General features: G+C 40.4%; 21 protein-coding genes and 1 riboswitch. Of the genes, 9 read left to right on the top strand and 12 right to left on the bottom strand.

Features of this window, described 5'->3' with window-relative positions:
* The 4 genes from ACST13_RS06175 to yidD all read right to left on the bottom strand — a co-directional run bounded on the left by ACST13_RS06175 (position 1) and on the right by yidD (position 8,656).
* A complete protein-coding gene (locus ACST13_RS06175; protein WP_459522344.1) occupies positions 1–3,300 on the bottom strand; it encodes a VCBS repeat-containing protein in 3,300 nt (1,099 codons plus the stop codon).
* Positions 3,301–3,416: 116 nt separating this feature from the next.
* Positions 3,417–4,886: a RagB/SusD family nutrient uptake outer membrane protein gene (locus ACST13_RS06170; protein WP_459522343.1), complete on the bottom strand. Its 1,470-nt coding sequence runs from the start codon at positions 4,884–4,886 to the stop codon at positions 3,417–3,419.
* 55 nt (positions 4,887–4,941) lie between these two features.
* Positions 4,942–7,938 (bottom strand): SusC/RagA family TonB-linked outer membrane protein, encoded by a 2,997-nt coding sequence (locus tag ACST13_RS06165; protein WP_459522342.1) that lies wholly within the window; start codon positions 7,936–7,938, stop codon positions 4,942–4,944.
* A gap of 493 nt (positions 7,939–8,431) precedes the next feature.
* Entirely contained in the window at positions 8,432–8,656 is a 225-nt protein-coding gene (yidD, locus tag ACST13_RS06160) for a membrane protein insertion efficiency factor YidD (protein ID WP_459522341.1), read from the bottom strand.
* Between the two features lie 120 nt (positions 8,657–8,776).
* Between yidD and ACST13_RS06155 the strand changes: the two genes are divergently transcribed.
* Positions 8,777–9,955, top strand: a complete 1,179-nt coding sequence (locus tag ACST13_RS06155; protein WP_459522340.1) for a serine hydrolase domain-containing protein — start codon at positions 8,777–8,779, stop codon at positions 9,953–9,955.
* Between the two features lie 11 nt (positions 9,956–9,966).
* Positions 9,967–10,482, top strand: coding sequence for a nuclear transport factor 2 family protein (locus tag ACST13_RS06150; protein ID WP_459522339.1), 516 nt, complete (start codon positions 9,967–9,969; stop codon positions 10,480–10,482).
* Between the two features lie 308 nt (positions 10,483–10,790).
* On the opposite strand, the gene ACST13_RS06145 is transcribed toward ACST13_RS06150, so the two are convergent.
* Positions 10,791–11,618, bottom strand: a complete 828-nt coding sequence (locus ACST13_RS06145; RefSeq protein WP_459522338.1) for an inositol oxygenase family protein — start codon at positions 11,616–11,618, stop codon at positions 10,791–10,793.
* Positions 11,619–11,666: 48 nt separating this feature from the next.
* Positions 11,667–12,131, bottom strand: a complete 465-nt coding sequence (locus ACST13_RS06140) for a DUF3592 domain-containing protein (protein ID WP_459522337.1) — start codon at positions 12,129–12,131, stop codon at positions 11,667–11,669.
* 292 nt (positions 12,132–12,423) lie between these two features.
* Here ACST13_RS06140 and ACST13_RS06135 point away from each other — a divergent pair, with 292 nt between their 5' ends.
* A complete protein-coding gene (locus ACST13_RS06135) occupies positions 12,424–13,620 on the top strand; it encodes a nucleoside permease (RefSeq protein ID WP_459522336.1) in 1,197 nt (398 codons plus the stop codon).
* Here the strand turns inward: ACST13_RS06135 and ACST13_RS06130 are convergent.
* Positions 13,607–14,392 (bottom strand): SDR family NAD(P)-dependent oxidoreductase, encoded by a 786-nt coding sequence (locus ACST13_RS06130; protein WP_459522335.1) that lies wholly within the window; start codon positions 14,390–14,392, stop codon positions 13,607–13,609. The two genes, ACST13_RS06135 and ACST13_RS06130, sit on opposite strands and share 14 nt — an antisense overlap.
* On the bottom strand, positions 14,379–15,476 hold the full coding sequence (locus ACST13_RS06125) for a homoserine O-acetyltransferase family protein (RefSeq protein WP_459522334.1): 1,098 nt from the start codon (positions 15,474–15,476) through the stop codon (positions 14,379–14,381). Before ACST13_RS06125 ends, ACST13_RS06130 begins: the two co-directional genes overlap by 14 nt.
* A 9-nt stretch (positions 15,477–15,485) precedes the next feature.
* A riboswitch (SAM riboswitch) is annotated at positions 15,486–15,603 on the bottom strand.
* Between the two features lie 99 nt (positions 15,604–15,702).
* Here ACST13_RS06125 and ACST13_RS06120 point away from each other — a divergent pair.
* The 6 genes from ACST13_RS06120 (at position 15,703) to ACST13_RS06095 (ending at position 19,050) form a co-directional block, all read left to right on the top strand.
* The gene (locus ACST13_RS06120; RefSeq protein ID WP_459522333.1) at positions 15,703–16,062 is read left to right on the top strand and encodes a hypothetical protein; all 360 of its coding nucleotides are present in this window, start codon (positions 15,703–15,705) and stop codon (positions 16,060–16,062) included.
* Positions 16,063–16,113: 51 nt separating this feature from the next.
* Complete coding sequence (atpB, locus tag ACST13_RS06115) at positions 16,114–17,166, top strand: F0F1 ATP synthase subunit A (RefSeq protein ID WP_459522332.1); 1,053 nt, start codon at positions 16,114–16,116, stop codon at positions 17,164–17,166.
* Positions 17,167–17,203: 37 nt separating this feature from the next.
* Positions 17,204–17,449 carry an ATP synthase F0 subunit C gene (gene atpE / locus ACST13_RS06110; RefSeq protein ID WP_395617216.1) on the top strand — a complete coding sequence of 82 codons (246 nt, stop codon included), beginning with the start codon at positions 17,204–17,206 and terminating at the stop codon, positions 17,447–17,449.
* A gap of 125 nt (positions 17,450–17,574) precedes the next feature.
* On the top strand, positions 17,575–18,069 hold the full coding sequence (atpF, locus tag ACST13_RS06105; RefSeq protein WP_459522331.1) for a F0F1 ATP synthase subunit B: 495 nt from the start codon (positions 17,575–17,577) through the stop codon (positions 18,067–18,069).
* Positions 18,070–18,080: 11 nt separating this feature from the next.
* Positions 18,081–18,617 carry an ATP synthase F1 subunit delta gene (gene atpH / locus ACST13_RS06100; protein ID WP_459522330.1) on the top strand — a complete coding sequence of 179 codons (537 nt, stop codon included), beginning with the start codon at positions 18,081–18,083 and terminating at the stop codon, positions 18,615–18,617.
* A gap of 61 nt (positions 18,618–18,678) precedes the next feature.
* Complete coding sequence (locus ACST13_RS06095; RefSeq protein ID WP_459522329.1) at positions 18,679–19,050, top strand: DUF423 domain-containing protein; 372 nt, start codon at positions 18,679–18,681, stop codon at positions 19,048–19,050.
* Here ACST13_RS06095 and ACST13_RS06090 read toward each other — a convergent pair whose 3' ends face one another.
* Genes ACST13_RS06090 through ACST13_RS06075 form a run of 4 tightly spaced genes read right to left on the bottom strand, consistent with a single transcriptional unit; the run spans position 19,051 to position 24,452 of the window.
* Positions 19,051–20,073: a hypothetical protein gene (locus ACST13_RS06090; protein WP_459522328.1), complete on the bottom strand. Its 1,023-nt coding sequence runs from the start codon at positions 20,071–20,073 to the stop codon at positions 19,051–19,053. It lies immediately after the preceding gene.
* Positions 20,073–21,305 carry an MFS transporter gene (locus ACST13_RS06085; protein WP_459522327.1) on the bottom strand — a complete coding sequence of 411 codons (1,233 nt, stop codon included), beginning with the start codon at positions 21,303–21,305 and terminating at the stop codon, positions 20,073–20,075. The genes ACST13_RS06090 and ACST13_RS06085 overlap by 1 nt, the downstream gene beginning before the upstream one ends.
* A 1-nt stretch (position 21,306) precedes the next feature.
* Positions 21,307–22,596 carry a rod shape-determining protein RodA gene (rodA, locus tag ACST13_RS06080; RefSeq protein ID WP_459522326.1) on the bottom strand — a complete coding sequence of 430 codons (1,290 nt, stop codon included), beginning with the start codon at positions 22,594–22,596 and terminating at the stop codon, positions 21,307–21,309.
* Positions 22,593–24,452, bottom strand: a complete 1,860-nt coding sequence (locus ACST13_RS06075; RefSeq protein WP_459522325.1) for a penicillin-binding transpeptidase domain-containing protein — start codon at positions 24,450–24,452, stop codon at positions 22,593–22,595. Before ACST13_RS06075 ends, rodA begins: the two co-directional genes overlap by 4 nt.
* Positions 24,453–24,456 lie beyond the last annotated feature (4 nt).

The raw sequence follows: 24,456 nt of genomic DNA, 5'->3' as shown, positions 1-24,456 counted from the left end.
TTAAAATTTAAATACTTGGGCTTTGTCATCGTTTTTGGCCAAAACTACATAGGTCGACTTCCCTCCTTTAACGAGAGCCATATTACGTACTTGACCGATTGTTTTAAATCCAGTTTGCTTTGATAATTTCACGGCGAATTTACCTTGGCCTTGGCCTTCTAATAATAGACCATAGTTCGCATCGAAACGTCCCCATTCTGGAAGAGAATCGAAGAAATTACCCGCTAATAAAATATCTAGCTTACCATCCTTATTGAAATCACCACTTTGAATTCCCCTAATAGGCGAGAATTGAGCTTGATACGGCAAGGCTTGCAAACTAAAGTTTCCTTTACCATCATTGATTAGGAACGAAGATTGCGTAGTCGTTATTAGACGCACCGTTCCTCCTTCTCGCTGTTCCTCTGTGAATAATTCTTCTACTGTCTTGTTCGCGTAATCCTTGTACTTAATAAATTTCTTCTTGATCATCGGAAGTGCGCGCTGCATCTCCCCTTTCAGAACCATCGGATAGGTATTTCCATCCTCCGTTACGCAAGAGATGATTTGCTCGACAGAACCATTCTTATCGAAATCCCCTACGTGTAAGTAGGCTGGTGACTCAGCTGAAGCTTTAATTTTTGAATTAAGGCCAAAATTCCCTAACACAAAATCCATATCTCCATCACCATCAATGTCCGCCGGCTTGATACATGACCAAAGACCTTCAGATCCAGCCACAGGCTCCTGCTTGCTTAATTTTCTACCTCTTTCGTTCTTAAACACAACCACTGGACCCCAATCTTGTGTTACCACTAAATCTTGATATCCATCCCCATTCACATCCGACCATTCCGAATCGGTTACCATCCCTAAGTCAGTTACCTGTGGCATATAACGCTTCGATTGATTCTTGAATCCACCCGTACCGTCGTTGATGAATAAATTGCTTTGGGCGCTTAAGCCATACTTCGCATTCACCATCCGCGTTCCCACGAAAAGATCGATATCACCATCTTTATCATAATCCGCCGCAGAAACACTCGATCCATTCTCATAAATCATCGGGAACCTTACATCCCTTTTCAGATTTCCTTTCCCATCATTTAGGTACAATAAATCATGTAATTCGGGTGCATTTTCTTCGAACTCATTACTTCCCGTCACTACGAATAAATCCTGGTCTCCATCCTTATCCGCATCGAAGAAGATTGCATCCGTGTTTTCTGTCGTTTGATCTAGGCTAAAATCAGCTTGCGGAGAGTCTATAAACTTTCCTCCAGCTTTCTGGATAAATAATTTTTTAATCTGACCAGCAGCACCACCTAAATAAATATCCTCTAAACCATCTCCGTTCACATCCCCCACAGCTAGGGCGGGTCCTTGAGAGGAATACTTTTGTTTCAATAATACATCCCGATCGTAGTCATTAAACTTACTTTCCACGTGTAAATAATCCAACATACCTGCAGTTACATCAGCAAAAATAGGGGTTTGTTTCACTTCAAAGAAATGGAAGATTTCAGCCGCATTCTCTTGCTTCAGCGTAATCACCTGATCTGATTTAACCGATTTAATCGTCTCTATCTTATCATTTGGCCATAAAACTTGTACCGAATCAATCGCCCCGTTTGCTCCTAAACCAAACACCATCTGGTGATCACTGGACGACTGAAAACCACGGTTAGGCATCTGCTGCAATACTTTGAAACCTCCTTTTTGATATACCGTCACGCGCGCTCCGATACCATTTAAATTGCGATCCATCCCTTTCAAGTGCACCGTCAAATAATGGTTCTTCAATTTCTCATTCGTCTTATTCTTATAAACGGATAGAGGCGAATTGACATTATTCACCACTAAATCCAAATCACCGTCATTATCTAAATCCCCATAAGCCGAACCATTCGAGAAGCCGGGTCCTTCAATACCCCAAGCCTTGCCTTGATTCGAGAACTTTAAATCTCCCTCGTTCTTAAACGCATAATTTGGGATAGGTACAGACGAGATCTTGTCTGTAAATTCTTTGTAGTCAAATTTCTTCCCATCTAACATCTGCTGCATCGTGTTGCGATCCCCTAAGAAATCGACGAAATCCTGATCCGTTAGATCTTTAGCAATTCCATTTGCCACAAAAATATCCTTCTTCCCGTCATTGTCCATATCGAAGATCAAGGCGCCCCAGCTCCAGTCTGTTGCATGAACACCGGCTAATTGACCCACCTCAGAGAAGGTCCCGTCGCCATTATTCAATTGCAAGTTATTGCGCATATATTGATGCCAAAATCCTCGCTTCTTCTTCAATTCCACTAAATTATATCCCTCAAAAACGGACGTCGTCTTCAAACGGCGATCATCCCCTGGTAACATATCTGTCACGAAGATGTCCATATAGCCATCATCATTCAAATCCGCCATATCAGCCCCCATTGAGCTCAAGGAAATATGCGGCATCTGATTCTCTAAATCTTCCTTAAACGTGCCATTCTGCTGATTAATGTACAAGTAATCGCGCTCGTAAAAGTCATTTGAAATATAAATATCTGGCCAGTTGTCATTATTCACATCGCCTAGCGTAATTCCCAAACCAAAACCAATTAAACTTCCATAAATACCCGCCGTCTCCGACACATCGGTAAAATGAAGTTCCTTTCCACCCTTGCTATCATTTCTAAATAACTTATCACCCCCTAATTTATCTCGCTCCTCGCGTAAATTCGTATACCCTAATTTATCTATTGGGGTAAAGCTGTTATTCAATAAATACATATCTAAATCCCCATCCCGATCATAATCGAAGAAGGCTGCGTGTGTCGAAAATCCACCATCCGCCAGTCCTGCCTCTTTCGCCTGTTCCTTGTAAGAAGGAACGCCAGCCTTAATTCCTTGATTGATATATAATTGATTCCCACGCTGATCACGAGAACCAGAATTACATACATAAATATCCATCAAACCATCTCCATTCACATCTGCAAATGTGACGCCTGTAGACCAAAACTTCTTCCCCACTATCCCCGCTTTAACGGTGATATCCTCAAATTTCATTGCCCCCTTGTTCAAATACAATTTATTGTCTTCGAAATTAGACGTCACAAAAAGATCCGATAATCCATCATTATTTACATCTCCAATAGCCACACCACCTCCGTTATAGAAGTTACGGTAATTGAAGATATTAAATTCTTTTTTCTCTAAACTGCGATTCACAAAATCAATACCTGTCTGCTCCGCAGGTAACTCCTCGAAAAGCGTATCCTCGTTCTTATAACAAGAAAATAAACCTAAAATAACAAGAAGATATAGACTGAAATATTTCATCCTAAAAGCATGATTTTTTACGACACAAAAATACAAAATGGAAGGGGTATATAAAACCCCTATAAAACAAAAAGGCAGAACCAATCGGTTCTGCCTTTCTATAGAAAACCTAAAGATTAATATCCTGGGTTTTGAGTTAATAATGGATTCGCATCACGACGAGGCTGTGGAATTGGGAACAATTCACGCGTCTTGTTTGTAACCTTCATGAACTTACGCTCATTAGAGAACTTGTTGAAACGAATTAAGTCATTACGTCTCCATCCTTCCCAAGCTAACTCACGACCACGCTCAGCTAAGACATCGTCAGCAGTTACAGCTGTTAAAGCAGCAACACCAGAACGAGTACGGATAGCGTTGATATCAGTTAACGCTTGCGCTGTATTTCCTAAACGGAACGCAGCTTCTGCACGCATTAAGATAACATCAGCTAAACGTAAGAATACATAGTCATTTGACTGATCAGCGTTCGGGTTGTTCTTTTGGATCTCATATTTCTGAGAACGAATACCAGCTACTTGGAAAACAGCATCTGCATCAGTCATTTGATCTTTTTCCCAATCCGCAACGAATGCTAAATCAGCACCTTTTGCATCTTTCAATTTAGCTCCAGAAGAAGCATATTGCTGTCCTTTGATCCACATCGCACCACGTAAGTCATTAGACTCAAATGAGTTGTAGAAATCAGCTAAAGTACAGAAACCATTCCAAGGAGAGTTACCTAAACCATACGTTTGTTGGTTAGCATAGTGTAACGTTCTCATGTGGAAGTTCATACCACCCGCTTTGAATGAATCAAATGGGATAGAAAAGATATTCTCGTTTGAACCTTGGTTTTGAACAACAAAGTTAGACAACGTAGAAGAAGATAATGACCAGCCATTCGAAGATTTGATCACTTGATCAGCTGTATCATATGCTTTTTGCCATTCTGTAGCTCCTTTGTAAACACCTGCGTTCAAGTATACTTTTGCTAATAATGCTTTAGCAGCATCTTGCGTCATACGAGAGTATGATTTACCTGAAGTTAAGTTAGGGATAGCTGCTGTTAATTCAGAAACGATAAATGCATAAACCTCAGCACGCGTCTTAGTCGCAGCAGAAGATTTGTTATCTGTTACGATAGGCACATTACCGAATGCATCTACAGCCATGAAGTAATAGATAGCACGTACTGCACGTAACTCATCTACCGCTTTTTGGTTAGCAGCTACTACTGGGATCAATTGGTTCACTTGAGAGATATTACCAAATATGAATCCCCACATTCCATTAATAGGACCGTGTTGAGGAGTCCAAGTGTGGCGAGAATACGCCAACCAGTCACCACCATCAAACCAGTCACCACCACGAGTAGGAACAATCATTTCATCCGAAGATGCTTCACTTGGATTAAACCAATCCCATGTGATTCCACGAAGACCACCATAAGCAGGTCCTAGTGCCGCAGCAATTTGAGCATCAGTCTTTAAGAATTGATCCGCTGGGATCGAATCGTAAACTGGCTCAGTCAAATCTGTACAAGACGATAGGGCTAACGAAGCGAAAACACCTACTGAAAGTACTTTATAGATATATTTTTTCATTTTTTTAATTATTTTATTAATTAAGTTATATAACTAATAGTGTGGCAATTATGTTTTAGAAAGACAAATTAATACCCGCAGTAAAGGCACGAGTTTTGTAGTAAGTCTCACGAACATCGATACCAGGAGCAGCGTTACCAATAGAAAGGTTTTGGCTAACTTCTGGATCAACACCTGAATAGTTAGTGAACAACAATAAGTTGTTACCAGCTACATAAATACGAGCTCTCTTGAATACACCTTTAACTGGTAAAGTATAACCTAAAGAAGCGTTATTTAAACGGATGTGATCTCCTGATTCAACGTAGTAGTCCATAGGGATTGTACGCTCATCATTGATAACCGAAGTTAAAGCAGTTTTCAACGCATTAGATTCTCCTAAACGACCATCTTGACGACCTAGTAACAAGTTGTTCGTGTTAACGATTTTAGCACCTGCATTTCCAGTGAATTGGAATTGTAAGTCAAATGCTTTGTAACGTACGTTAGTAGTTAAACCACCTACGAAAGTAGGGTTAGGATTTCCAATATAAGTACGGTCTTTAGCGTTAGGATCTACAGTACCATCACCATTAAGGTCTTGGAATATGTATTTGCCATTTTCGATTTTAGAAATCTTAGCTCCGTAGAATACACCTACTGGTTGACCTGCTTGTAATACAGAGAAGTTTACTGCTGAAGTACCACGGATGTAGCTACCTAAAGAAGTAGATAAGAATACTTGGTCAGCTGCTGCGAACTCATCGTTTTTCAATGAGATCAATTCGTTTTGGTTGAAAGAACCAGCGAATGTAGAGCTAATTGACCAATCTTGCGTATCTAACCATTGGTAAGATGCAGAGATCTCAATACCACGGTTTTGCATCGAACCAATGTTCGCTAAGATAGTTGGATAAACATATCCTTTTTCTTGTGGAGCATTAACTGTATATAATAAATCTTTAGTTTGACGAGTATACCAGTCAATCGATCCAGTTAATTTACCTTTCAAGATAGAGAAGTCAATACCAGTACCGTAGTTTTCGTTAACCTCCCACTTCAAGTTAGGATTAGGATTAGATTGTACCGCATATGATGGCAAGAAGTCATCAGCACTACCATCATAGTATGTTCCAGAAGGACCATAGAATGATTTAGATAACAACGGACGAATACCTTCCGAGTTACCAGTTCTACCCCAAGAAACACGAAGCTTCAAGTTATCGATAGTTGTATTTCCTTTCAAGAATGCCTCCTCAGATAATGACCAACCCACTGAAACGGATGGGAATAAACCCCACTTGTTGTTATCACCGAATTTAGTCGAACCATCACGACGCATGTTCACTGTAGCGAAATACTTGTTCATTAACGAGTACTGAGCACGTGCCAAGAAAGAAACCAATTTATATTCGTTTTTGTAAGAATACAAAAGATTTGGATTCGAACGAATACCTAAACCAGAGCCTAAGTTATTAGCTTCAAACGCATCCGTTAAGAAGTTGTTATTAGAAGCACCGAAACCGTCGTTAACAACATCTTGATACGTATAACCTCCTAATAATGTCAATGTAGACACATCAGATAATTTCTTAGTCCAGTTCAAAGTAGCTTCTAATTGCTTATCAGTTACCGCGTTTAAAGAACGAGATGCAGAGTTTCCACCTACAGTTGATAACAAGTTACCTGGTGTAGTTGCTGCGAAATATGCATTGTTCGCGCTCTGAGTACGTAAAGTACCTGACACGTTAAATACTAAACCATCCATGATTGTATAACCAGCTGAAGCATTGAATAAGAAGTCTTGCAAACGTTGTGTGTTCGTTTTCTTCTCTAAAGCAGCTAATGGATTGAAGTTAGCAAATGTACCTGGTAATTGGAAGTAGTTTCCATTAGCAGCATAAACTGGATCTGTTGGACGCATGTTCATTGCAAAACCAATCGCACGGTTATCAGAGAAAGTTCCGTTTGTTTGCATTGCAGACATGTTGAACTTCATGATTAATTTACCATCTAATGCTTTCGCATCTAAGTTCAAACGACCAGTTAAACGATCTTTTCCTGAACCGATTAATGTACCAGTTTGGTCTAAATAACCTACTGAAGCACGGTAAGACAAGTTCTCAGAACCGCCTGAAACACCTACGTTGTGGTTTTGAGAAACCGCAGTACGAGTGATTACATCTAACCAATCTGTGTTAGCACCATTGTCATCAAATGTTTGCTTGTATTTCGCAGCCGCAGCGCGGAATTCAGCAGCATTTAATAATTCTGGACGTTGAGAGATAGTCTCAGCACCTACATAAGCTGAATAATCAACTGTAGGAGCACCTGACTTACCACGTTTTGTGTTAATTAAGATAACACCATTCGCACCACGAGAACCGTAGATAGCTGCAGAAGATGCATCACGTAACACGTCCATAGATAAAATATCCTCTGGAGCAACGTTTTCGATAGGAGCACCAATCACACCGTCAATAACGTATAAAGGCTCAGAACCTGCGTTCAATGAACCTGTACCACGTAAACGTACAGTAGGACGAGCATTAGGATCACCTGAAGATTGAGTAATCACTAAACCAGCTACTTTACCTTGAGCAGCAGCTAATGGGTTAGTCACAATACCCGCATTGAAATCACGAGATCCTAAACTTGTTACAGTTCCTGAAATCTCTTTTCTCTTTTGAGTACCATAACCTACTACCACAACTTCTTCTAAAGATTGATTGTCAGCAGCTAAAGAAACGTTCACTACAGAACCTGTAGCAGAAACTTCTTTTTTAGCATAACCTACAAAAGTGAATACTAAAGTGCTACCACTTCCTGCATTTACTTTATAAGTACCGTTAATGTCAGTTTGAGCACCTCTAGTGGTACCTTTAACAGTGACAGAAACACCAGGAATAGCTGAACCATCTTTCGAGTCAGTTACTTTACCTGAAACCACATCTTGGGCGAAAGCACCCAAGGAAATTACTAGTGCAACAGCAACACTAAAAGCTTGCTTGAAGCCTAGGTTACTAACACTTGATCGCACAAGGCGACCCACTCTCTTGTAAGAATGAATCATAAGTGAAAAATTAAGGGTTAAAAATAATTAATGATTCTAGTAGGCTCTGTACTTATTCCTATTATATACTGATTAATGAAATTTTGCTGGCCGAAACCTTTCCAAATAGCTCATGTCATCTTATATATAGTATAACTAATATCAAAACCTCCACAAAAAAAAGAAGAATAAATTGAATAAAAAAATGATTTAAGATAATGAATCGATGACGGAGGGCTAATAAATTGCACAAAAGTCAGATTTTCTTCTAAACTAGCACAGTATAGGACTGAATCTGAAAATAATCTAATTGTTATCTAATTGTAAACAGAGGCCGTATTTTAGGGGAACAAAAAATCATAAATGGCGAAATCAGGCTTGAATCGATTGTATTTTTTCAATAGAAAATATTTGAAAAAAAATATCAGTTTTTTTTCGGTAATCTAATGCCAAAAATAATTTAGGCCAAAATTGGAATAATACAATTCGAACAATGCTATACTGTTCATTTTTATCAAGGCACTGGATCATGGCCGCTTCCTCCCCAGGGATGACAACTACTGATGCGTCGAATGGTTAGTCGTAAACCCTCGATTAAACCATGCTTTTGAAGGGCTTGCTTCGCATATTCAGAACAAGATGGCGAATAGCGGCAGGAATTAGGCAAAAAGGGCGAAATCATTCCTTGGTAGATTCGTATCAAGACCTGAAAAAAGAAAACTAAAATACGCGCTAACATAGGGGTTTGAATTAAGGCCTTTTCTGATTAAATTGCTTTTAAATTTAACAAATACATTTCGCATATTCGTCTATGAATCGCAGGTCTTTAGCTCTTGGAATTTTAGCCTCCTTATTTTGCATGGCTTCCTGCAATAATATTCCTGGACATTTTTTCGCTGGCAAAAGCACCGTTGAAAAAAGAAATGACAGTATTGCTACGCTTTTTGACCCAATAATAGCACAAAAAAAAGCGGTAAAGCTTGATACATTTTTCAAAGCACTTCAGAAGAACACTGGATTCAATGGCACGGTGTTAGTCGCTCAATATGGTAAAGTTATTTATAAGCGTGCCTTTGGGATTGCAAATAACTTCACGAAAGATCAATTAAGCACCCGAACGCCTTTTCAACTCGCCTCTGTCTCAAAACAATTTACTGCGGTTTCCATCTTGCAGTTGATGGAACAAGGAAAATTAAAATTAGATGACCGCGTGGAGCAGCATATTCCCGGGTTCCCTTATGATTCTAGTATTACAATCCGCAGTTTATTGACACATAAGTCTGGGCTTGCTAATTATGCGTATTGTTTGGACAAATACTATGACAAGAAAACTCCTTTAACAAATGCTAAAGTTGTAGAACTGTTTACTAAGATCAAACCAGGCATCGATTACCATCCTAATCGTCAATTCCATTATAATAACACGAATTATATTTTACTAGCCTATATCGTGGAGCGTATTAGCGGAAAAGGTTTCCGAGAATATGTGAAAGAGAATATCTTCATACCAGCGGGGATGACCGAGTCATTTGTTTATAATCCACTACATCCCGAACAATTAAAAAAATCAGCTACTGGTTATCAGCCAAAACGCTCTGGCCTGGCAGTAGTCGGATTCGATCATTTAGACGGCGTAACGGGAGATAAAGGAATTTATTCAACGGTGGAGGATATGTTTCTTTGGGATCAAGCGTTAAATTCAGAAACCGTTATCAAACTCAGCTCTTTAGATCAAGCTTTTACGCCTCAGCATACGAAGCCTAAAGTCCTAACGACTAATTATGGTTTAGGCTGGCGTTTGAAGCAATTAGAAAACGGCGAATGGCTAACCTACCACACCGGTTGGTGGCATGGTTTTAAAAACTATTATTTACATAATCAAAAAGACAATTCGGCTATTATCATTTTAGGAAATATGGCGAATCATTCTTTGGCCAAAATCAATATCGTACAATCCATTTTGTATCCTGAAAAAGCGAAGTATTTCTTAAAAGGAGAAAATCTCCCGGCAGAGAACGAAACTTCAGGAGGAAACTAAATTAATTAACCATGAAAAACTTATTTATTGCGTTCCTTTGCCTATTCGGCACAACCGCATTCGCTCAGTCGGAAGACGAGGGAATCAAATCTACTATCAACTCCTATACCGAGGGATTTACTAAGGGAGATTCCGCCAGCATTAACCGCGCTTTTGCTAGCAATGCCCTTTTAAGAAACCTGAATACGGGTACAGGGAAAATCACAGACACTCCTTTACGCAAATTTGTTGCCGGGATGCCAGCTGGTGGAGCTAAAGCAACAGGGAATCTTGTTAATTATTCTTATGCTGGAACTTCGGCAGTCGCTACGGTGGAATTCAAATTCGAAGACTTCAAATACATCGACTTATTAAGTTTGATGAAGATCAATGACGATTGGAAAATCGTTTGTCGCGTTTTTAGTCGGGTGGCTTTGGATGTGAATGTGGCTTCGGGTCAGGGTGCCAAAGTAGGTGCAAAATCGAGTCCTGGTGCAGCGAAAGTGCCGGCGCCGGCGAAGAAGGCTAAGAAGGATGATGGATGGTGATCATTTGTAGTATCGTAGCCTAAAATGTTATTGCATAAATATTTTTGGCTACGATACTTCAAATAATCTCTGGAAAGAGAATTGGCGGATTCTTAACCCCAATCTAAAACTTATTTCAGAAAGAGATTAAAACTAAAATACCCCGTAGAAAATATGTGCTCGCGCCATTTTCAAGGGGTATTTTAGTTTATATGCCATTTTCAAGGGGCACTTTTTTATGTAGTTAAGAAAGAGTCCATATTCATGGTAATTAAAAGACCCGAAGCCGAGTCTTTTCGCTAGGAATAACGAGACTTCGGGTCTTTTAATTACCAGAATATAGGACCGCTGCCGAGATATTTCTCCGCAATCGGCTTATAATATTCCTTCAATTCCTCGTAATTAGGAACCACCGGGGATTTAGAATACAGATCGTATTGATTGAAATCACGAATCCACTCTAAGTACTGCGCATCTTTTTCGCATAATAAAGCTTTGTAACTTCCACCCGAGTGCCATGGGTAAAAGGAATGGTAACGCACCATCGCCATTCCTGCTTCTGGAATCTGGTTATTGGGGTGATTTTTTAATACTTGGTATAGATATTCATCATGCCCCCAGGCTAAATGCAACTTATCTAAACCACAGCCTGCTTCATAAACACCTAATTCGGTATTGTATCTTGAATCTTGCATGTCCGGATTTAATTCGTTGAACTCAGGATAGACACAAGAATTAGGCAATTTACAGCCTACCACGAAGACATCCCCTACTAAACCCCACTGCTCTGCCTGGGAGGTGCCGTCTTCATCTGAACCAAATAAGTACATGGCTTTGCCTAAATCATGAATCAATCCGACTAATTGCATCCAGTCAGGACGACCATCGGCGCGTAGGCCTTCGGCAGATTGCAATAAGTGAATGACATTAGGAAGATTTATGTCTGGATCGGAAACATCGATTAAGGCATTTAAGCGTTCCATCATGTCCCAAAGGTCCATAGGACGCTCGAAGGTGAGGTATTTAGCCTTCATGCGCTGAACATAATCATATGTCTGACGCGTACGCATCTTACGATAGTGTTCTTTTACGGCAGCCATAATTTCGCCTTGATTGTAATTTCTAAAATCGGTTTTTTCTTTAACGGGGGTTTCCATAGTCCTAGATTTTGGAACTAATTTACACAATACACGTGAAAAATGAAATTAAGACTTCAGTATTGAAAGGATGATAGCGCTAGCTAACATCAAGATTCCCATCGCGAAGAAGATGGATGGATTTAAACCGGGGACGGTATTTTCAGCTAATGACGCTTCGTAGGGATTTTCTGATAGGTAGCGAACGGGTATTTCTTGTCCTATTTCGCAGTTTTTGGCCAAACCTTTATCCGCTTCACGTCTGAATTCTAACCCATTCACGTAGTAGGCGACGATGGGAAAATAAATAGGGAAACGACCGCTGTGGTCATCGCGGGAATAGCGCTTTGAGATTTCAACGATTTTACCGTAGGTCATTTTTGAATTATGTACCCACTCCTTGCGCTTTTTGAAAAGGAAAATTCCAAAACCGATTAATGCTAACGAAATCAACGTGAACGCAGTTAAGAACAAGGGCATTGATCCTTGAAATTCGCCAGTAGGCCGAGCTGATATTAATAAGATTCCTAACATAAAAAGGGTGCTGAAAATAATTCAACATCCAAAAAAAGTATAAATAATACGGTTTATCAAATTAATAGCTATTCGCTCAAGAAAGCATTGAAGTTGTGTTTTAGGGGGAAAAAATGAGATTTTTGTATTATTTGAAAAAACTAGATGCGAAAACGAACTAATGTTGAAAAAAAATGGCAGAATTAGTAAAAATCAGTATTTGAAAACAAGCAAAAGCACTCAAAAATATATTTTCAGAAAATTTTAAATATCAGACAAATTTGTATTTTTGGACTATCTAAACCTGAAAAAAATGAAAAATAGTGTCAAGTTTCAACTCATGTCTATGATGTTCCTGATGTTCTTCGGATGGGGAGCCTGGTACGGACAGATGAGTAAATATTTATTAGATAATTTGCACGCTTCTGGTGACCAAGTGGGTAATGCATACACCACTTTTGCTATCGCCTCCATATTTGCCCCCTTCTTTGTAGGCTTAATCTCAGACCGTTACTTCTCAGCTGAAAAAGTGATGGGTGTTTTAAATATTTTGGGCGGTGTTATCCTCTATTTTCTTAGTTTAGAAAGAGATCCAGAGGTGTTTTTCTGGTATATTTTGGCCTATACCCTCTGTTTCGCCCCTAATCTAGCCTTGTCGAATTCCATCGCAATGAACCAGATGTCCAATCCAGAGAAAGAATTCCCCAGCATTCGTGTGACCGGAACCATCGCGTGGATTGTGGTGACTAATATCATCGGTTTTTATGCCTTAGGAGACAAGGTGGCTATTTTTGAAATCGCCATGTACACTTCATTCCTGCTAGGAATATATTCATTTACCTTACCTAATACGCCACCGAAAGGTGATAAAAATGCGTCAGTAGGCCAAATTTTGGGTTTAGATGCCTTGAAACTATTCAAAGATCGTTCCTTCTTAATCTTCTTTATCTCCTCTATTTTAATCTGTATTCCTTTGTCCTTCTATTATGCGATGGCAAATCCATCACTGACTGATTCTCACATGAGCAATGTGGAGAATAAAATGTCCTTAGGGCAAGCGTCTGAGGTAATTTTCATGCTCTTAATTCCGGTGGCTTTTATCCGTTTAGGAGTGAAAAAGATGCTTGTGGTGGGTCTGATGGCCTGGATTATTCGATTCCTTTGTTTTGGCTATGGGGATGGGATTTCGAGCGAATGGATCTTATATATCGGAATTATTCTTCATGGGGTATGTTATGATTTCTTCTTTGTGACGGGACAGATTTATACGGACCAAAAAGCGGGCGATAAAATCAAGAATTCCGCGCAAGGCTTGATCACCTTCGCGACATATGGGATAGGCATGGGAATCGGATCGAAGCTTTCTGGCATCGTACTCGATTACTATACGGTCAATGACGTGAAGAATTGGCAAGCGGTTTGGATGGTGCCGGCGGCAATCGCTGGGGTGGTTTTACTCTTGTTCTTATTCTTCTTCCAAGATAATAAAAGCAAACCTACGTATTCTTAATCTTACGCAACATAAATGGCATAATCGAAGGAAAGAAGCGCTTCACAAATAGCCCAAATCCTTCGAGGAAACCGCCAACGAAGAACTCATTTTTCCCAGCTAGAATTGCTTGCAAAATTTTCACTGCGGTGAAGTTGGGATCTAGGCCTTTGGCCTGATTCGGATCCATTTTACCATAGGCCTCCCCTTTCTCATTCATCGCGTGAAGGGAAATGTTCGTCTTGATATAGCCAGGCAAAATCGTGGTCACGCGAATCCCATCGGCAAAAACTTCCGCCCGAACCGAATCAAAAAAACCAATTAAAGCATGCTTCGTCGCGCCATAAGCGGCTCTTCGAGGAGTAGAAATTCGTCCAGCAACTGAGGCAATCGGAACGAAAACGCCTAATTTTTGAGCGGCGAAAATAGGCAAAACCGCCTGCGTTAAAGAAACTATCGAAAAGAAATTCACCTCAAAAAGACGGCGATAAACGTCGAATTCGGTGTCTTTCACAAAAGAACGTTGGGAAACCCCTGCATTTAAGACGAGGTAATCAATCCGTCCATAGGTGTTGATGACATCATTCACCCGTTCCGTATGTTCAGCTAAAGAAAGCATATCGAAAGGAAGCACGTAAGCATTGCCACACGCTTTCGCCACTCGCTGCAATTCCTCCTCGCGACGCGCAGACAATACTAATAGCGCTCCTTCCGCCGCAAAAGCATAGGCTAAAGCCTCTCCGATTCCGGAGGACGCCCCTGTAATCCAAACTACTTTATTATGAAATTTCATGGGATAGCATTTTAGCTTCTAAGGCCTGAAAGAAATCGGCCATCGGATTAACCTCTAATCGCTGTAATTTCTGCCACAAACGAACGGCTTTGGTCATTAATCCACTTTCAATTAAGAATCCATCGTGTCCATATAGGGAATCGATGACGTGGAAAGAGGCATCTGGTATGTATTTAGCCAAAAACTCCTGCTCCACAATCGGAAACAAGGCATCGGATTTAATTCCTATCACCAAGGTTTTTGATTGAATTTGCTTTAAAGCGGCGATCGAACCGCCGCGATTACGACCCACATCTTGCGTATCCATCATTTTCGAAAGTTGAAAATAGGAATAGGCGTTAAAACGCTGAGCTAATTTTTCGCCCTGGTAGCGCTGGTAGGAAACGGCCCGTAAAGACGATCCGAAGGAATTTTCTTTTCTGGCTTGCGTAATCTGATAGGTTTCGTAATTCCGGTAGGAGATCAGGGCAGTCGCGCGTGCGGCTTTCATACCTTCTATACCCGCCTTAGGCTGGGATTCTTTCCAAGTGGGGTCGACTTCGATGGCCATTCTTTGGGACTCATTAAAAGCAATTCCCCAAGGCGAATGAATAGCGTTCGTCGCTACTAAGATGAGGTTTTCGATTAGACCCGGATTCATAATCGCCCATTCTACGGTTTGCTGACCACCTAAAGAGCCTCCGATACAAGTTTTGATCTTCGTTATTTTTAATTCCTTCCGCAAAACCTCGAAGCTAGACACGACATCGCGAATCGTCACGTCCGGAAACGTATGAAAATAGGGCTTCCCTGTTCTCGGATTCACCGATAAGGGACCAGACGAACCATAATGCGATCCTAAAATATTCACACAGACAATTAAGTTATTCTCAGGATTAAAGAGCTTTCCTGACCCTACGAGTCCTTGCCACCATTCTGCCACATCGTGACTTCCGGTGAAGGCATGGCAAATCCACACGACATTATCCTTTTTAGCGTTGAGTTTTCCCCAGGTTTGGTAAGCCAAATCTAAAACAGGCAATTCCCCCCCTAATTCAAGGGCAAATGGTGACGACGATTGAAAATGATGAAACTCAGCTTGCATGCACAAAATGGTTTATATTTCCCTAAACAGGCACCGCCTGGGGTAGGAATTAGCACCGGGGTCAACATTTGCAGACGGGTTGCCAGAAGTTCATTGAGCCTAGTCTCTCCCTTCTTCTTTATAAATCAACAAGCGGGGCTTTTTGATTTGAAGACGCAAGTAACAGCCGAATTCGCTTTTTTCCAAAATCTTTGCCGATTAATTCCTTTCTGACGATATTTGCCCCATGTTAAAAATAGGTATTTTCTATGGGGTATTAGGTGGCCTACTTTATGCACTTGCACAAACTAGCCTCCAGACCTACTTGCATCCTGAGCTAAAATTCATCTTTGTCTTTCTACTTTTCCAAACCTATTTAACCTTCAATCTCGCTCAGCTTGGCTTAAAAAAGGATGGAGAGAAATTCATTCCATTCCAACTGATTTCGCTTACGATTCGATTTATTTTTAGCGTCGTTTTCATCGGTTATTTCGCCTATATCCACACCGAAGATATGGTCTTGTTCGCCAGCAACTTTTTTGTACTCTATTTATGTAGCACAAATTTTGAAATTTTTGGTTTGCTTCGTAACTTGCGACGTTTTTAGAAAATAGCAAGATTAATATTTCAGATGCAGGTTAAGACTTCAATACAAAAAATGTACTTTTCGAATATCCTACTAGGGCTATTCCTCAGCTTTATCAGCTTATCGGCGTTCGCAAACGAACCCGCTGCAGCTCCTACTTCTGAGGTGAAGGAAACAGCTGCTCCAGCTGAGGCTAAATCAGAAAAATTCGATCCGGGTAAACTAATTCTTCACCACATTGCGGATGAACACGAATGGCACTTCTTCACAGTAGGTCATTTTCATGCTACCTTACCTTTGCCTTGTATTGTTTATACCGCATCAGCAGGTCTGCAGGTTTTTTCGTCCGCTAATTTCAAAAACGAGCACCACGAGGAGATCCCTTATAATGGGTTCGTTTTAGAGCATGGAAGAATTCACGCAGAAAATGGCGAGAAGGTATATGATGTTTCGATTACGAAAAATGTAGCGTCCTTATTTCTATCAGCTGTTTTATTATTGACCATCTTTATCGGTATAGGTAAAAAATACCAAGATAATCCACATAGAGCACCTAAAGGCTTACAATCGATGTTCGAGCCTATCATTATTTTTGTTCGTGACGAGATTGCAAAAAATAACATTGGCGAGAAACACTACCGTCGTTTTATGCCTTATTTGTTGACAATCTTCTTCTTTATTTGGTTCAATAACATGTTAGGTTTGATTCCGGGAGGAGCAAACGTGACGGGTAATATCGCCGTAACACTAGTTTTAGCCATCATAGCTTTTATTGTAACGAACGTAAATGGCCGTTCTACCTATTGGACTCATATCTTCGCGATGCCAGGTGTTCCTAAGTGGATGTTAATTATCTTAACTCCGGTAGAAATTGTCGGTGTTTTCATGAAACCGTTCTCTTTAATGGTTCGTTTGTTCGCGAATATCACCGCAGGTCACATCATTTTATTAAGTTTAGTATCCTTGATTTTCATTTTTGAAAATGCAGCATTAGGACTAGCAGTAGTTCCTTTCTCTCTTTTCATGAACGTAATCGAGCTAATTGTTGCCTTCATCCAAGCCTTCATTTTTACGATGTTAGTTTCGAATTATATCGGATCGGCGGTAGAGGAGCATCATCATTAATTTGTAAATTTTTTTTTATTATATAAACCCAAATCGTATGTCTATTTTATCGATTTTATTAGAAGTTTCTGTAGGTCTTGGTCTTGCAGGTATTGGTGCTGGTTTAGCTGCTTTAGGAGCTGGAGTTGGTATCGGCCGTATCGGTGGTTCTGCTATGGAAGCTATCGCTCGCCAACCAGAAGCATCTGGAAAAATTCAAGGTGCGATGTTAATCGTTGCTGCCTTCGTGGAGGCGGTTGCGTTATTCGCAGCAGTAATTTGTCTATTGGTAACTTTGAAATAAGATACCAATCAGAATCTCCAAAGGGTTAGCCTTTGAACCGATTCTACCCCATTTAAAACGCAATTTGGTTTACATTAGGTGCCAAATTGCGTTTTTTGAAACGATTTACATTAAATTAAAATACTATGGAGTTAATCACCCCAGACTTTGGACTTATCTTCTGGCAACTAATTGTCTTTGGAATTTTATTTTTCCTATTAGCCAAATATGCCTGGAAGCCCATCATTCAATCATTAGCCGAGCGCGAGCAATCGATCGACGAGGCAATCAAATTATCTGAAACAACGCGTGCTGAAATGGCTGAATTGAAAGCAGGTAATGAGCAATTAATCACGTCTGCTCGTGCGGAACGTGATGCTTTGATCAAACAAGCGAAAGAAGCATCCGATGCGATGATTTCTCAAGCGAAGTTAGATGCACAAACGGCAGCATATCAGGAAATCGAAAAAGCTCGTGTAGTCTTCGAACAAGAAAAATCAAGTGCCGTAGCAGCAATCCGTAAGGAAGCAGCATCACTTTCTTTAGATTTAGCTGAGAAAGTGTTAAAAAGCCAATTAAAAGACAAAGCAACTCAGGAGAAATTAGTCACTGAGTGGATGGCTGACGTTAAATTATCTTAATCGAATAGACCATGTCAGAATTAATTGTAGCTCACCGTTACGCTAAATCACTGCTAGACTTCGCCATCGAAAAGAACGCGGTAGAGGCTGTGGCTAAGGATATGATCGATTTCGCAGAAACTTGCGAAGGAAGTACTGAATTAGTTTTAGCGCTTAAGAGCCCAATCATCAAGCATTATACGAAGTTAGCTATCCTAGCAAAACTTTTTAAGGATAAATTCAATCCTGTGACTTATGGTATCTTCGTGATTATCACGAATAAAAACCGCGAGAAAATTCTTCCTGCTGTAGCAAAAGAATTTATTTCGATGTACACAGATTTTAAAGGAATCCAAAAGGCTACAGTTACGACTGCGTCTTCTTTAACAGTAGATCAGAAAGCAACGGTATCGAAAATTGTGAAAGATTACACCGGTAAAGAAGTGGAATTAATCGAACAAATAGATGAAAGCCTAATAGGTGGTTTTATCTTAAAGGTAGGTGACCAACAAATCGATGATTCGATTAAGCGGAAGCTAAACGATTTGAAAGTTTCTTTAGCATCTTAATGTAAAAGGCCTTGGAAACAGGGCCTTTTTCTTGCCCTAAATCGCGTCGCGCGCATTCTGTATGAAAAAATTTGCTTTATTTTCTGGATCGTTGATGGCAGGTATATCCGTTGCCTTGGGCGCTTTCGGTGCGCATGCCTGGAAGGATTATTTACGCGGAATTAATCGTTTGGAGACTTTTGAGACGGCTGCACGTTACCAAATGTATGGAGGAATCACCTTGTTGATTTTAGGGGTTTGGCAGATGAACTTCAGCAATAAACACTTAAAGTCAGCAGCCTATTTTCAATTCGCAGGATGCATCATCTTTCCTGGATCTTTGTATTTAATTTGCCTGACTAATTGGAGTATATTCGGAGCGATTGCCCCGATAGGCGGACTTTCTTTTCTACTGGGTTATGGATTGATGATGTGGTCCATCTTTAAGAAATAATTAGTGACGCATCACTAATTCAAGACTTAACCAAACAATCTCCCCCATCGTCTTACAGTGTAAGAAACGATCATCTTCATAATGCTTGGCTAATTCCGATTTTAATTGCTCCACATTATCTGGAGGGGCAATCTCATCTTTTGACATCACATCCATTAAGTCATACACCCGTTGACTCTCTGACTTTAATCGAGAGGCTATCATAGAACGCTCTTCTATTTGATATTGCCAAACCGATTCCGGCGTCATATATTTCATCCCCAATTCTATCAAGGCATTATTTTGCTTGAAATACTGTGGCAAATAAACCGATTTCTTACCCTCATAACATTGCTGATCAAAGTCAATGGGGCGTATTCGATAATATATCTCCTCAAAATCTGGCGTCGTAATCACCACAAAATTGGCCGAATGCATATCCCCCAATAATTGGACGAGACAACGCTCATTAAATTTGACAAATTCCTTTGCAAGACGAATGGGGGACTCTAAATTTTTCTCCAAATCTTGCTGAAGAAACGCGTCACCAGGCACACCCGCAATATGTTCCTCTACCAGTGTATTATCACAGGTGATATAATTGATCCTATTTGGCGATAAAATATGTTCTAATTCCAGCCCATAAACACGAGATGCATCCGCAATTTTAATGTAGAAATAATCAAAGTTATCATTCACCCGATTCACAATCCGAATCCGAAAGGGATGCGTATTTCCATAAGTACAATAATCCACCCGATCGATCACTAAGTGCTTAATTACCTCCTCATTTCCATCCGTTTTTAAATCGGCATAGATTTGTTTCAAAGCTTCATACACATCTTTTTGATCGCCCGGAGAGTAAAAAACTGTCTCCCAAAGGGTATCCACTTCATTCTTATCATAAAGAACAATGGAATTATCATAGCGCAACAGATCAGTATAGCTAATATTCATCTCATGCTCCCGGTTGTATTTATGTAAATACCTGCGAAGCTGTTGATTAATCCGATAAAGGGTCTTCTTTTTCGAAATAAGGGCCATTATTCAGTGTAGTCTAAGGATTTGCCGAACGTTTCCTTCAGTTGATAGACGGAATAGATGGCCAAAGCAAAGCATAAAATCCCTACATAAGCAGCAGAATGAATCAAGCCTACCGACGGAATTAAAAACTTAAAGAGTAAAGAAATAGGAATTAGTGCTCCCCGAACAAAATTAGGCACCGTCGTCGTAACGGTCATTCGAACATTCGTCCCAAACTGTTCTGACGAAAAGGTCAAAAATACGGCCCAATAACCTCCAAAGAAACCTAGCAAGGTAATCATCACATAAGCATGCGTGGTAGTAATATTAGACATCCCAAAGAGATAATACATGCAAATCCCCACCGCAATAAATAAATAGGTTAAAACAGCTTTCCCGCGACTCTTCAGCCATTGACTTAGGGCGCCAGCCGCAAAATCCCCAGTGGCAAGACCTATATAGCAAAACATAATCGCATCCCCGCCACTGATTTTTCCATCAATACCTATCAACTTCGAAATTTCCGGTGCTGAAAAGACCAAAATTCCGATGATATACCAAATAGGCAAGCCCATCAAAATGCAATACAGGTATTTTTTAAAAGTCGCTGGATTTTGAAAAAGCTGAAAGAAATTTCCTCGTTCTACTTTATCATCCATTTCCGTATACATGGATGATTCGAATGTCCCTAAACGCAAAAGTAAGAGCGCTAATCCCATTCCTCCACCTATAAAATAACAAGATCTCCACCACTCGGGATCTGCACTTAAGCCGGCAATGATTGGGGCAAAAACGGCTCCAGCCGCGCCCACACCTGCAATAATTAAGGTTCCAATACCTCGCTTGGATGGCGGCAAAGTTTCATTTACCAGCGTAATCCCAGCTCCTAATTCACCTGCAAGCCCTATTCCTGCAATAAAACGTATGATGGCGTAGGTATTCAAATCAGTTACTAATCCATTCAACGCATTGGCGGCAGAATACAATAGAATAGACCCGAATAATACTGATTTTCGACCTTTTTTGTCCCCATAAATTCCCCACAAAATTCCTCCTAGCAACATTCCGCCCATTTGGACATTCATCAAGTTCAAACCCTGATTCAATAAGTCATTGCCTTTTAAACCTAGGCTCATCAAGCTAGGATTTCTTACTACCGAGAATAAAATCAAATCATACACATCCACGAAGTAGCCGAGAGCGGCGACGGCGATGAGCATTTTAGCTTTAGTAGAAATAGTTTCGTTTTCCATACTAGCGAGAAAGCATATCTGACCGGTGAGAGTCTAGTTTTAAAAAGATAAAAAGCAAAATAGTGAAAGACCATAAAGACGATCCCCCGTAACTAAAAAAGGGTAAAGGAATTCCCATAATGGGCATCAAGCCAATCGTCATCCCTATATTAACTAAAAAGTGAAAAAACAGAATTCCTACTAATCCATAGCCATAGGCGCGTGCAAAACGGGAACGCTGTAAATCCGCTAAATACATTAATCGCCAAAGAAAACCCAGGAAAAGTAGAATCATCAACATCACACCAATAAAGCCGTGCTCTTCCCCAATGGTACAGAATACCATGTCGGTACTTTGCTCCGGAACGAAATCAAATTTTGTTTGCGTCCCTCCTAAAAAACCCTTACCCCAAAATCCCCCAGATCCAATCGCAATTTTCGATTGTGTCACCTGGTAACCTAGACCTCGAGGATCAAATCCTGGATCAATTAACACGCGAATACGGTTTCTTTGGTGTTCTTTTAAGACGTTATTCACTACCCAGTCGACTAATAAAGCCAAGGTCATAATTCCAGCAATGGCACCTGAAAGACGTAAATAGGTCTTGGGATCTCTTTGCATGTAAATGGGTAGAAATACCACTAAAAGACCTGTCAACAAAACCAAAACGAGTAAGATCACCCAAGCCTTCACAAGCAGGGCCGAAACAAAAAGTACAATCCCCCCCATAAATAAAGCAGGATAGGTTCCTGGCAAGCCCTCCCGGTACAATAGAATAATAAACGAGGCGAAAACTAAGGCAGAGCCCGTCTCATTCGAACCAATAATCAATACCATGGGGATACCTATAATCAAGGCGGCCTTCCATTGATATGAAAATTTACTTAGGTTCACTAGCGGATCATTTAGGTATTTAGCTAGTAAAAGGGCGGTGGCTGTTTTAGCAAATTCGGCAGGCTGAATGGTGGCACTCCCAAATTTAAACCAAGAATGAGACCCATTAATTGTCACCCCTAAAAATGGCACGGCAATTAATAAAAGCAATAAACCGAGGTAAATAAACAGAGCAAAGGATTCGAAAAAACGAAAATCGATTACTAAAATACATACAATCAGCACTAAACTTGTTCCTATCCAAACTAATTGTTTCCCCGCATTCGAATCATAGAAAGCAGGATCTGAGAATGAAAGAGGCGCATCCGGACTATAGACGGCCGAATAGATATTCAACCAGCCTAATCCGATGAAAAACACATAGAATCCTACCGTTATCCAATCGAGGCGACCTTGTATGTGATTCGAATCTGTCATTTTTTAGTTGAATCAATGGCAAGCTTCTTTCGAGCAATACCACCGTACGCATTTGGCAAATAATTCATATTCAGGAATTTGGTTTCCACCGCTTTGCGATCCACTTTCCGTTTTAAGTATTTTTCAACTACTAAAGAAGCAATAGGTGCTGCAGCAGAACCACCGAAACCCGCATTTTCCACAAAAACAGCAATCGCGATCTTCGGATTATCTCTTGGGGCAAAAGCGATAAAAATCGAGTGATCCTTCCCCTTTTGATTCTGGGATGTACCCGTTTTGCCCACCATCAATATGTCAGGAATTTTACCATCAGGACCCACCGTACCATTTGCGACAGCATCTTGCATTCCATCAATGACGACATTGAAATATTTAGCCTCTACCCCCACTTTTACGGGAGTTTTATAAAAAGGATCAATGCTTTTTGCTAAACCCACCCCTTTCACCACGTGAGGCGGAATATACCAGCCTCTATTGGCGATGATTGCTGCGAGATTTGCCATTTTCAAGGGACTAACGACAATTTCCCCTTCGCCAATACTTATCGAATAGATATTAGAAAATTTCCAACTTTTCTCCCCTTTATAAACGGCATTATAATAATCTACGTTTGGCAAAATCCCCTTCTTCTCGTTTCCTAAATCAACCCCTAACTTACGTCCAAACCCAAAATTAGCGACCAAGTCAGCCCAACGTTGCAATCCTGTAGCCGAACGCTCATACGTGTCTCCGGAAGTATTATCGTAAATCATCTTGCGAAAGGCATGATAAAAATAAGGGTTACACGACACGCGAATCGCTCCTCGCAAATCCACCGGTCCGTGCACGTGGCATTTAACCGGAGCACCAGCATGCGAATAGACCGTACCTGGACCGATAAAGCCAAGTTGTTGACCTACCAAGGCTTGCACTAATTTGAAAGTAGACCCCGGACGATAATAAGCAGAGGGCGGTCTATTTAGCAGTGGCTTCATCGGATCCAAGGCTAATTGTTGGTAATAATTCGAAAAATTATTACCCGTCAAAAGACTCGCATCATAAGACGGTGCCGAAACCATCGCTAAAATTTCTCCAGTCGAAGGTTCGATGGCCACGACACTACCTACCTTATGCTGCATTAAGCTATCTGCATATTCCTGAATTTCTAAGTCAATAGAGGTATATAGATTATTCCCGGATATGGGGTTAATGTTCAAGGAGCCATTTTTATAATCGCCCTTTTCCACACCATTGCTATTCACCATCCGGTATTTCACTCCTCTCTGACCTCGCAAAGTTTCCTCATAAAAGGATTCAATTCCAGAAATACCCACATAATCCCCTTGGCGGTAATAATCGTCCTTCTGATCAACAAGAGCAGTGGGACTAATCTCTGCGACGTAACCTAAGGCGTTCGAAAAGGAACGGGATTGATAGGTGCGAAAGGCATTTGTCTCAAAAAAGAAACCCGGAAAATCAACCATAGCATCTTGTACACTGGCAAAATCTTCTTTCGATAAATGCTTCAAAAATAAACTTGGTTTTACCCGCGAATAGGCCCTTGCCCGCTGAGTTGTTTTAATGAAATATTCTCTAGTCACCCGAAATACTTGACAAAAATGATTCGTATCCTTCACCACGGCTTTTCGCGGAATCATATACAAATCATAAACGGGGGTATTATAAACAATTAATTTACCAAATCGATCGTAAACTTCGCCTCGAAAAGGTATCTGAATAATTTTCCGAATCGCGTTATTATCAGCCGCTTTTTCATACGTGTCATCGACCACTTGCAGGAAAAACAACTTCCCAATGAACAAGAGCCCAATGATTCCGAAAAACAAGAAAATCAGATTTCGCCGCTGAGTAAACAATAGA

This window comes from Aquirufa sp. A-Brett2-W8 (assembly GCF_054558755.1).
Note: the sequence above shows the minus strand (reverse complement) of the source record. Positions and strands in the feature narration are given on the sequence as shown.

Coding starts and splice junctions, on each gene's coding strand:
- ACST13_RS06170 (WP_459522343.1), bottom strand. CDS start 4,886: ATGAAAAAATATATCTATAAAGTACTTTCAGTAGGTGTTTTCGCTTCG.
- yidD (WP_459522341.1), bottom strand. CDS start 8,656: ATGTTAGCGCGTATTTTAGTTTTCTTTTTTCAGGTCTTGATACGAATC.
- ACST13_RS06165 (WP_459522342.1), bottom strand. CDS start 7,938: ATGATTCATTCTTACAAGAGAGTGGGTCGCCTTGTGCGATCAAGTGTT.
- ACST13_RS06090 (WP_459522328.1), bottom strand. CDS start 20,073: ATGGCCCTTATTTCGAAAAAGAAGACCCTTTATCGGATTAATCAACAG.
- ACST13_RS06125 (WP_459522334.1), bottom strand. CDS start 15,476: ATGCAAGCTGAGTTTCATCATTTTCAATCGTCGTCACCATTTGCCCTT.
- atpB (WP_459522332.1), top strand. CDS start 16,114: ATGTACTTTTCGAATATCCTACTAGGGCTATTCCTCAGCTTTATCAGC.
- ACST13_RS06140 (WP_459522337.1), bottom strand. CDS start 12,131: ATGTTAGGAATCTTATTAATATCAGCTCGGCCTACTGGCGAATTTCAA.
- atpE (WP_395617216.1), top strand. CDS start 17,204: ATGTCTATTTTATCGATTTTATTAGAAGTTTCTGTAGGTCTTGGTCTT.
- atpF (WP_459522331.1), top strand. CDS start 17,575: ATGGAGTTAATCACCCCAGACTTTGGACTTATCTTCTGGCAACTAATT.
- ACST13_RS06155 (WP_459522340.1), top strand. CDS start 8,777: ATGGCTTCCTGCAATAATATTCCTGGACATTTTTTCGCTGGCAAAAGC.
- ACST13_RS06085 (WP_459522327.1), bottom strand. CDS start 21,305: ATGGAAAACGAAACTATTTCTACTAAAGCTAAAATGCTCATCGCCGTC.
- ACST13_RS06175 (WP_459522344.1), bottom strand. CDS start 3,300: ATGAAATATTTCAGTCTATATCTTCTTGTTATTTTAGGTTTATTTTCT.
- ACST13_RS06150 (WP_459522339.1), top strand. CDS start 9,967: ATGAAAAACTTATTTATTGCGTTCCTTTGCCTATTCGGCACAACCGCA.
- ACST13_RS06145 (WP_459522338.1), bottom strand. CDS start 11,618: ATGGAAACCCCCGTTAAAGAAAAAACCGATTTTAGAAATTACAATCAA.
- atpH (WP_459522330.1), top strand. CDS start 18,081: ATGTCAGAATTAATTGTAGCTCACCGTTACGCTAAATCACTGCTAGAC.
- rodA (WP_459522326.1), bottom strand. CDS start 22,596: ATGACAGATTCGAATCACATACAAGGTCGCCTCGATTGGATAACGGTA.
- ACST13_RS06120 (WP_459522333.1), top strand. CDS start 15,703: ATGTTAAAAATAGGTATTTTCTATGGGGTATTAGGTGGCCTACTTTAT.
- ACST13_RS06130 (WP_459522335.1), bottom strand. CDS start 14,392: ATGAAATTTCATAATAAAGTAGTTTGGATTACAGGGGCGTCCTCCGGA.
- ACST13_RS06135 (WP_459522336.1), top strand. CDS start 12,424: ATGAAAAATAGTGTCAAGTTTCAACTCATGTCTATGATGTTCCTGATG.
- ACST13_RS06095 (WP_459522329.1), top strand. CDS start 18,679: ATGAAAAAATTTGCTTTATTTTCTGGATCGTTGATGGCAGGTATATCC.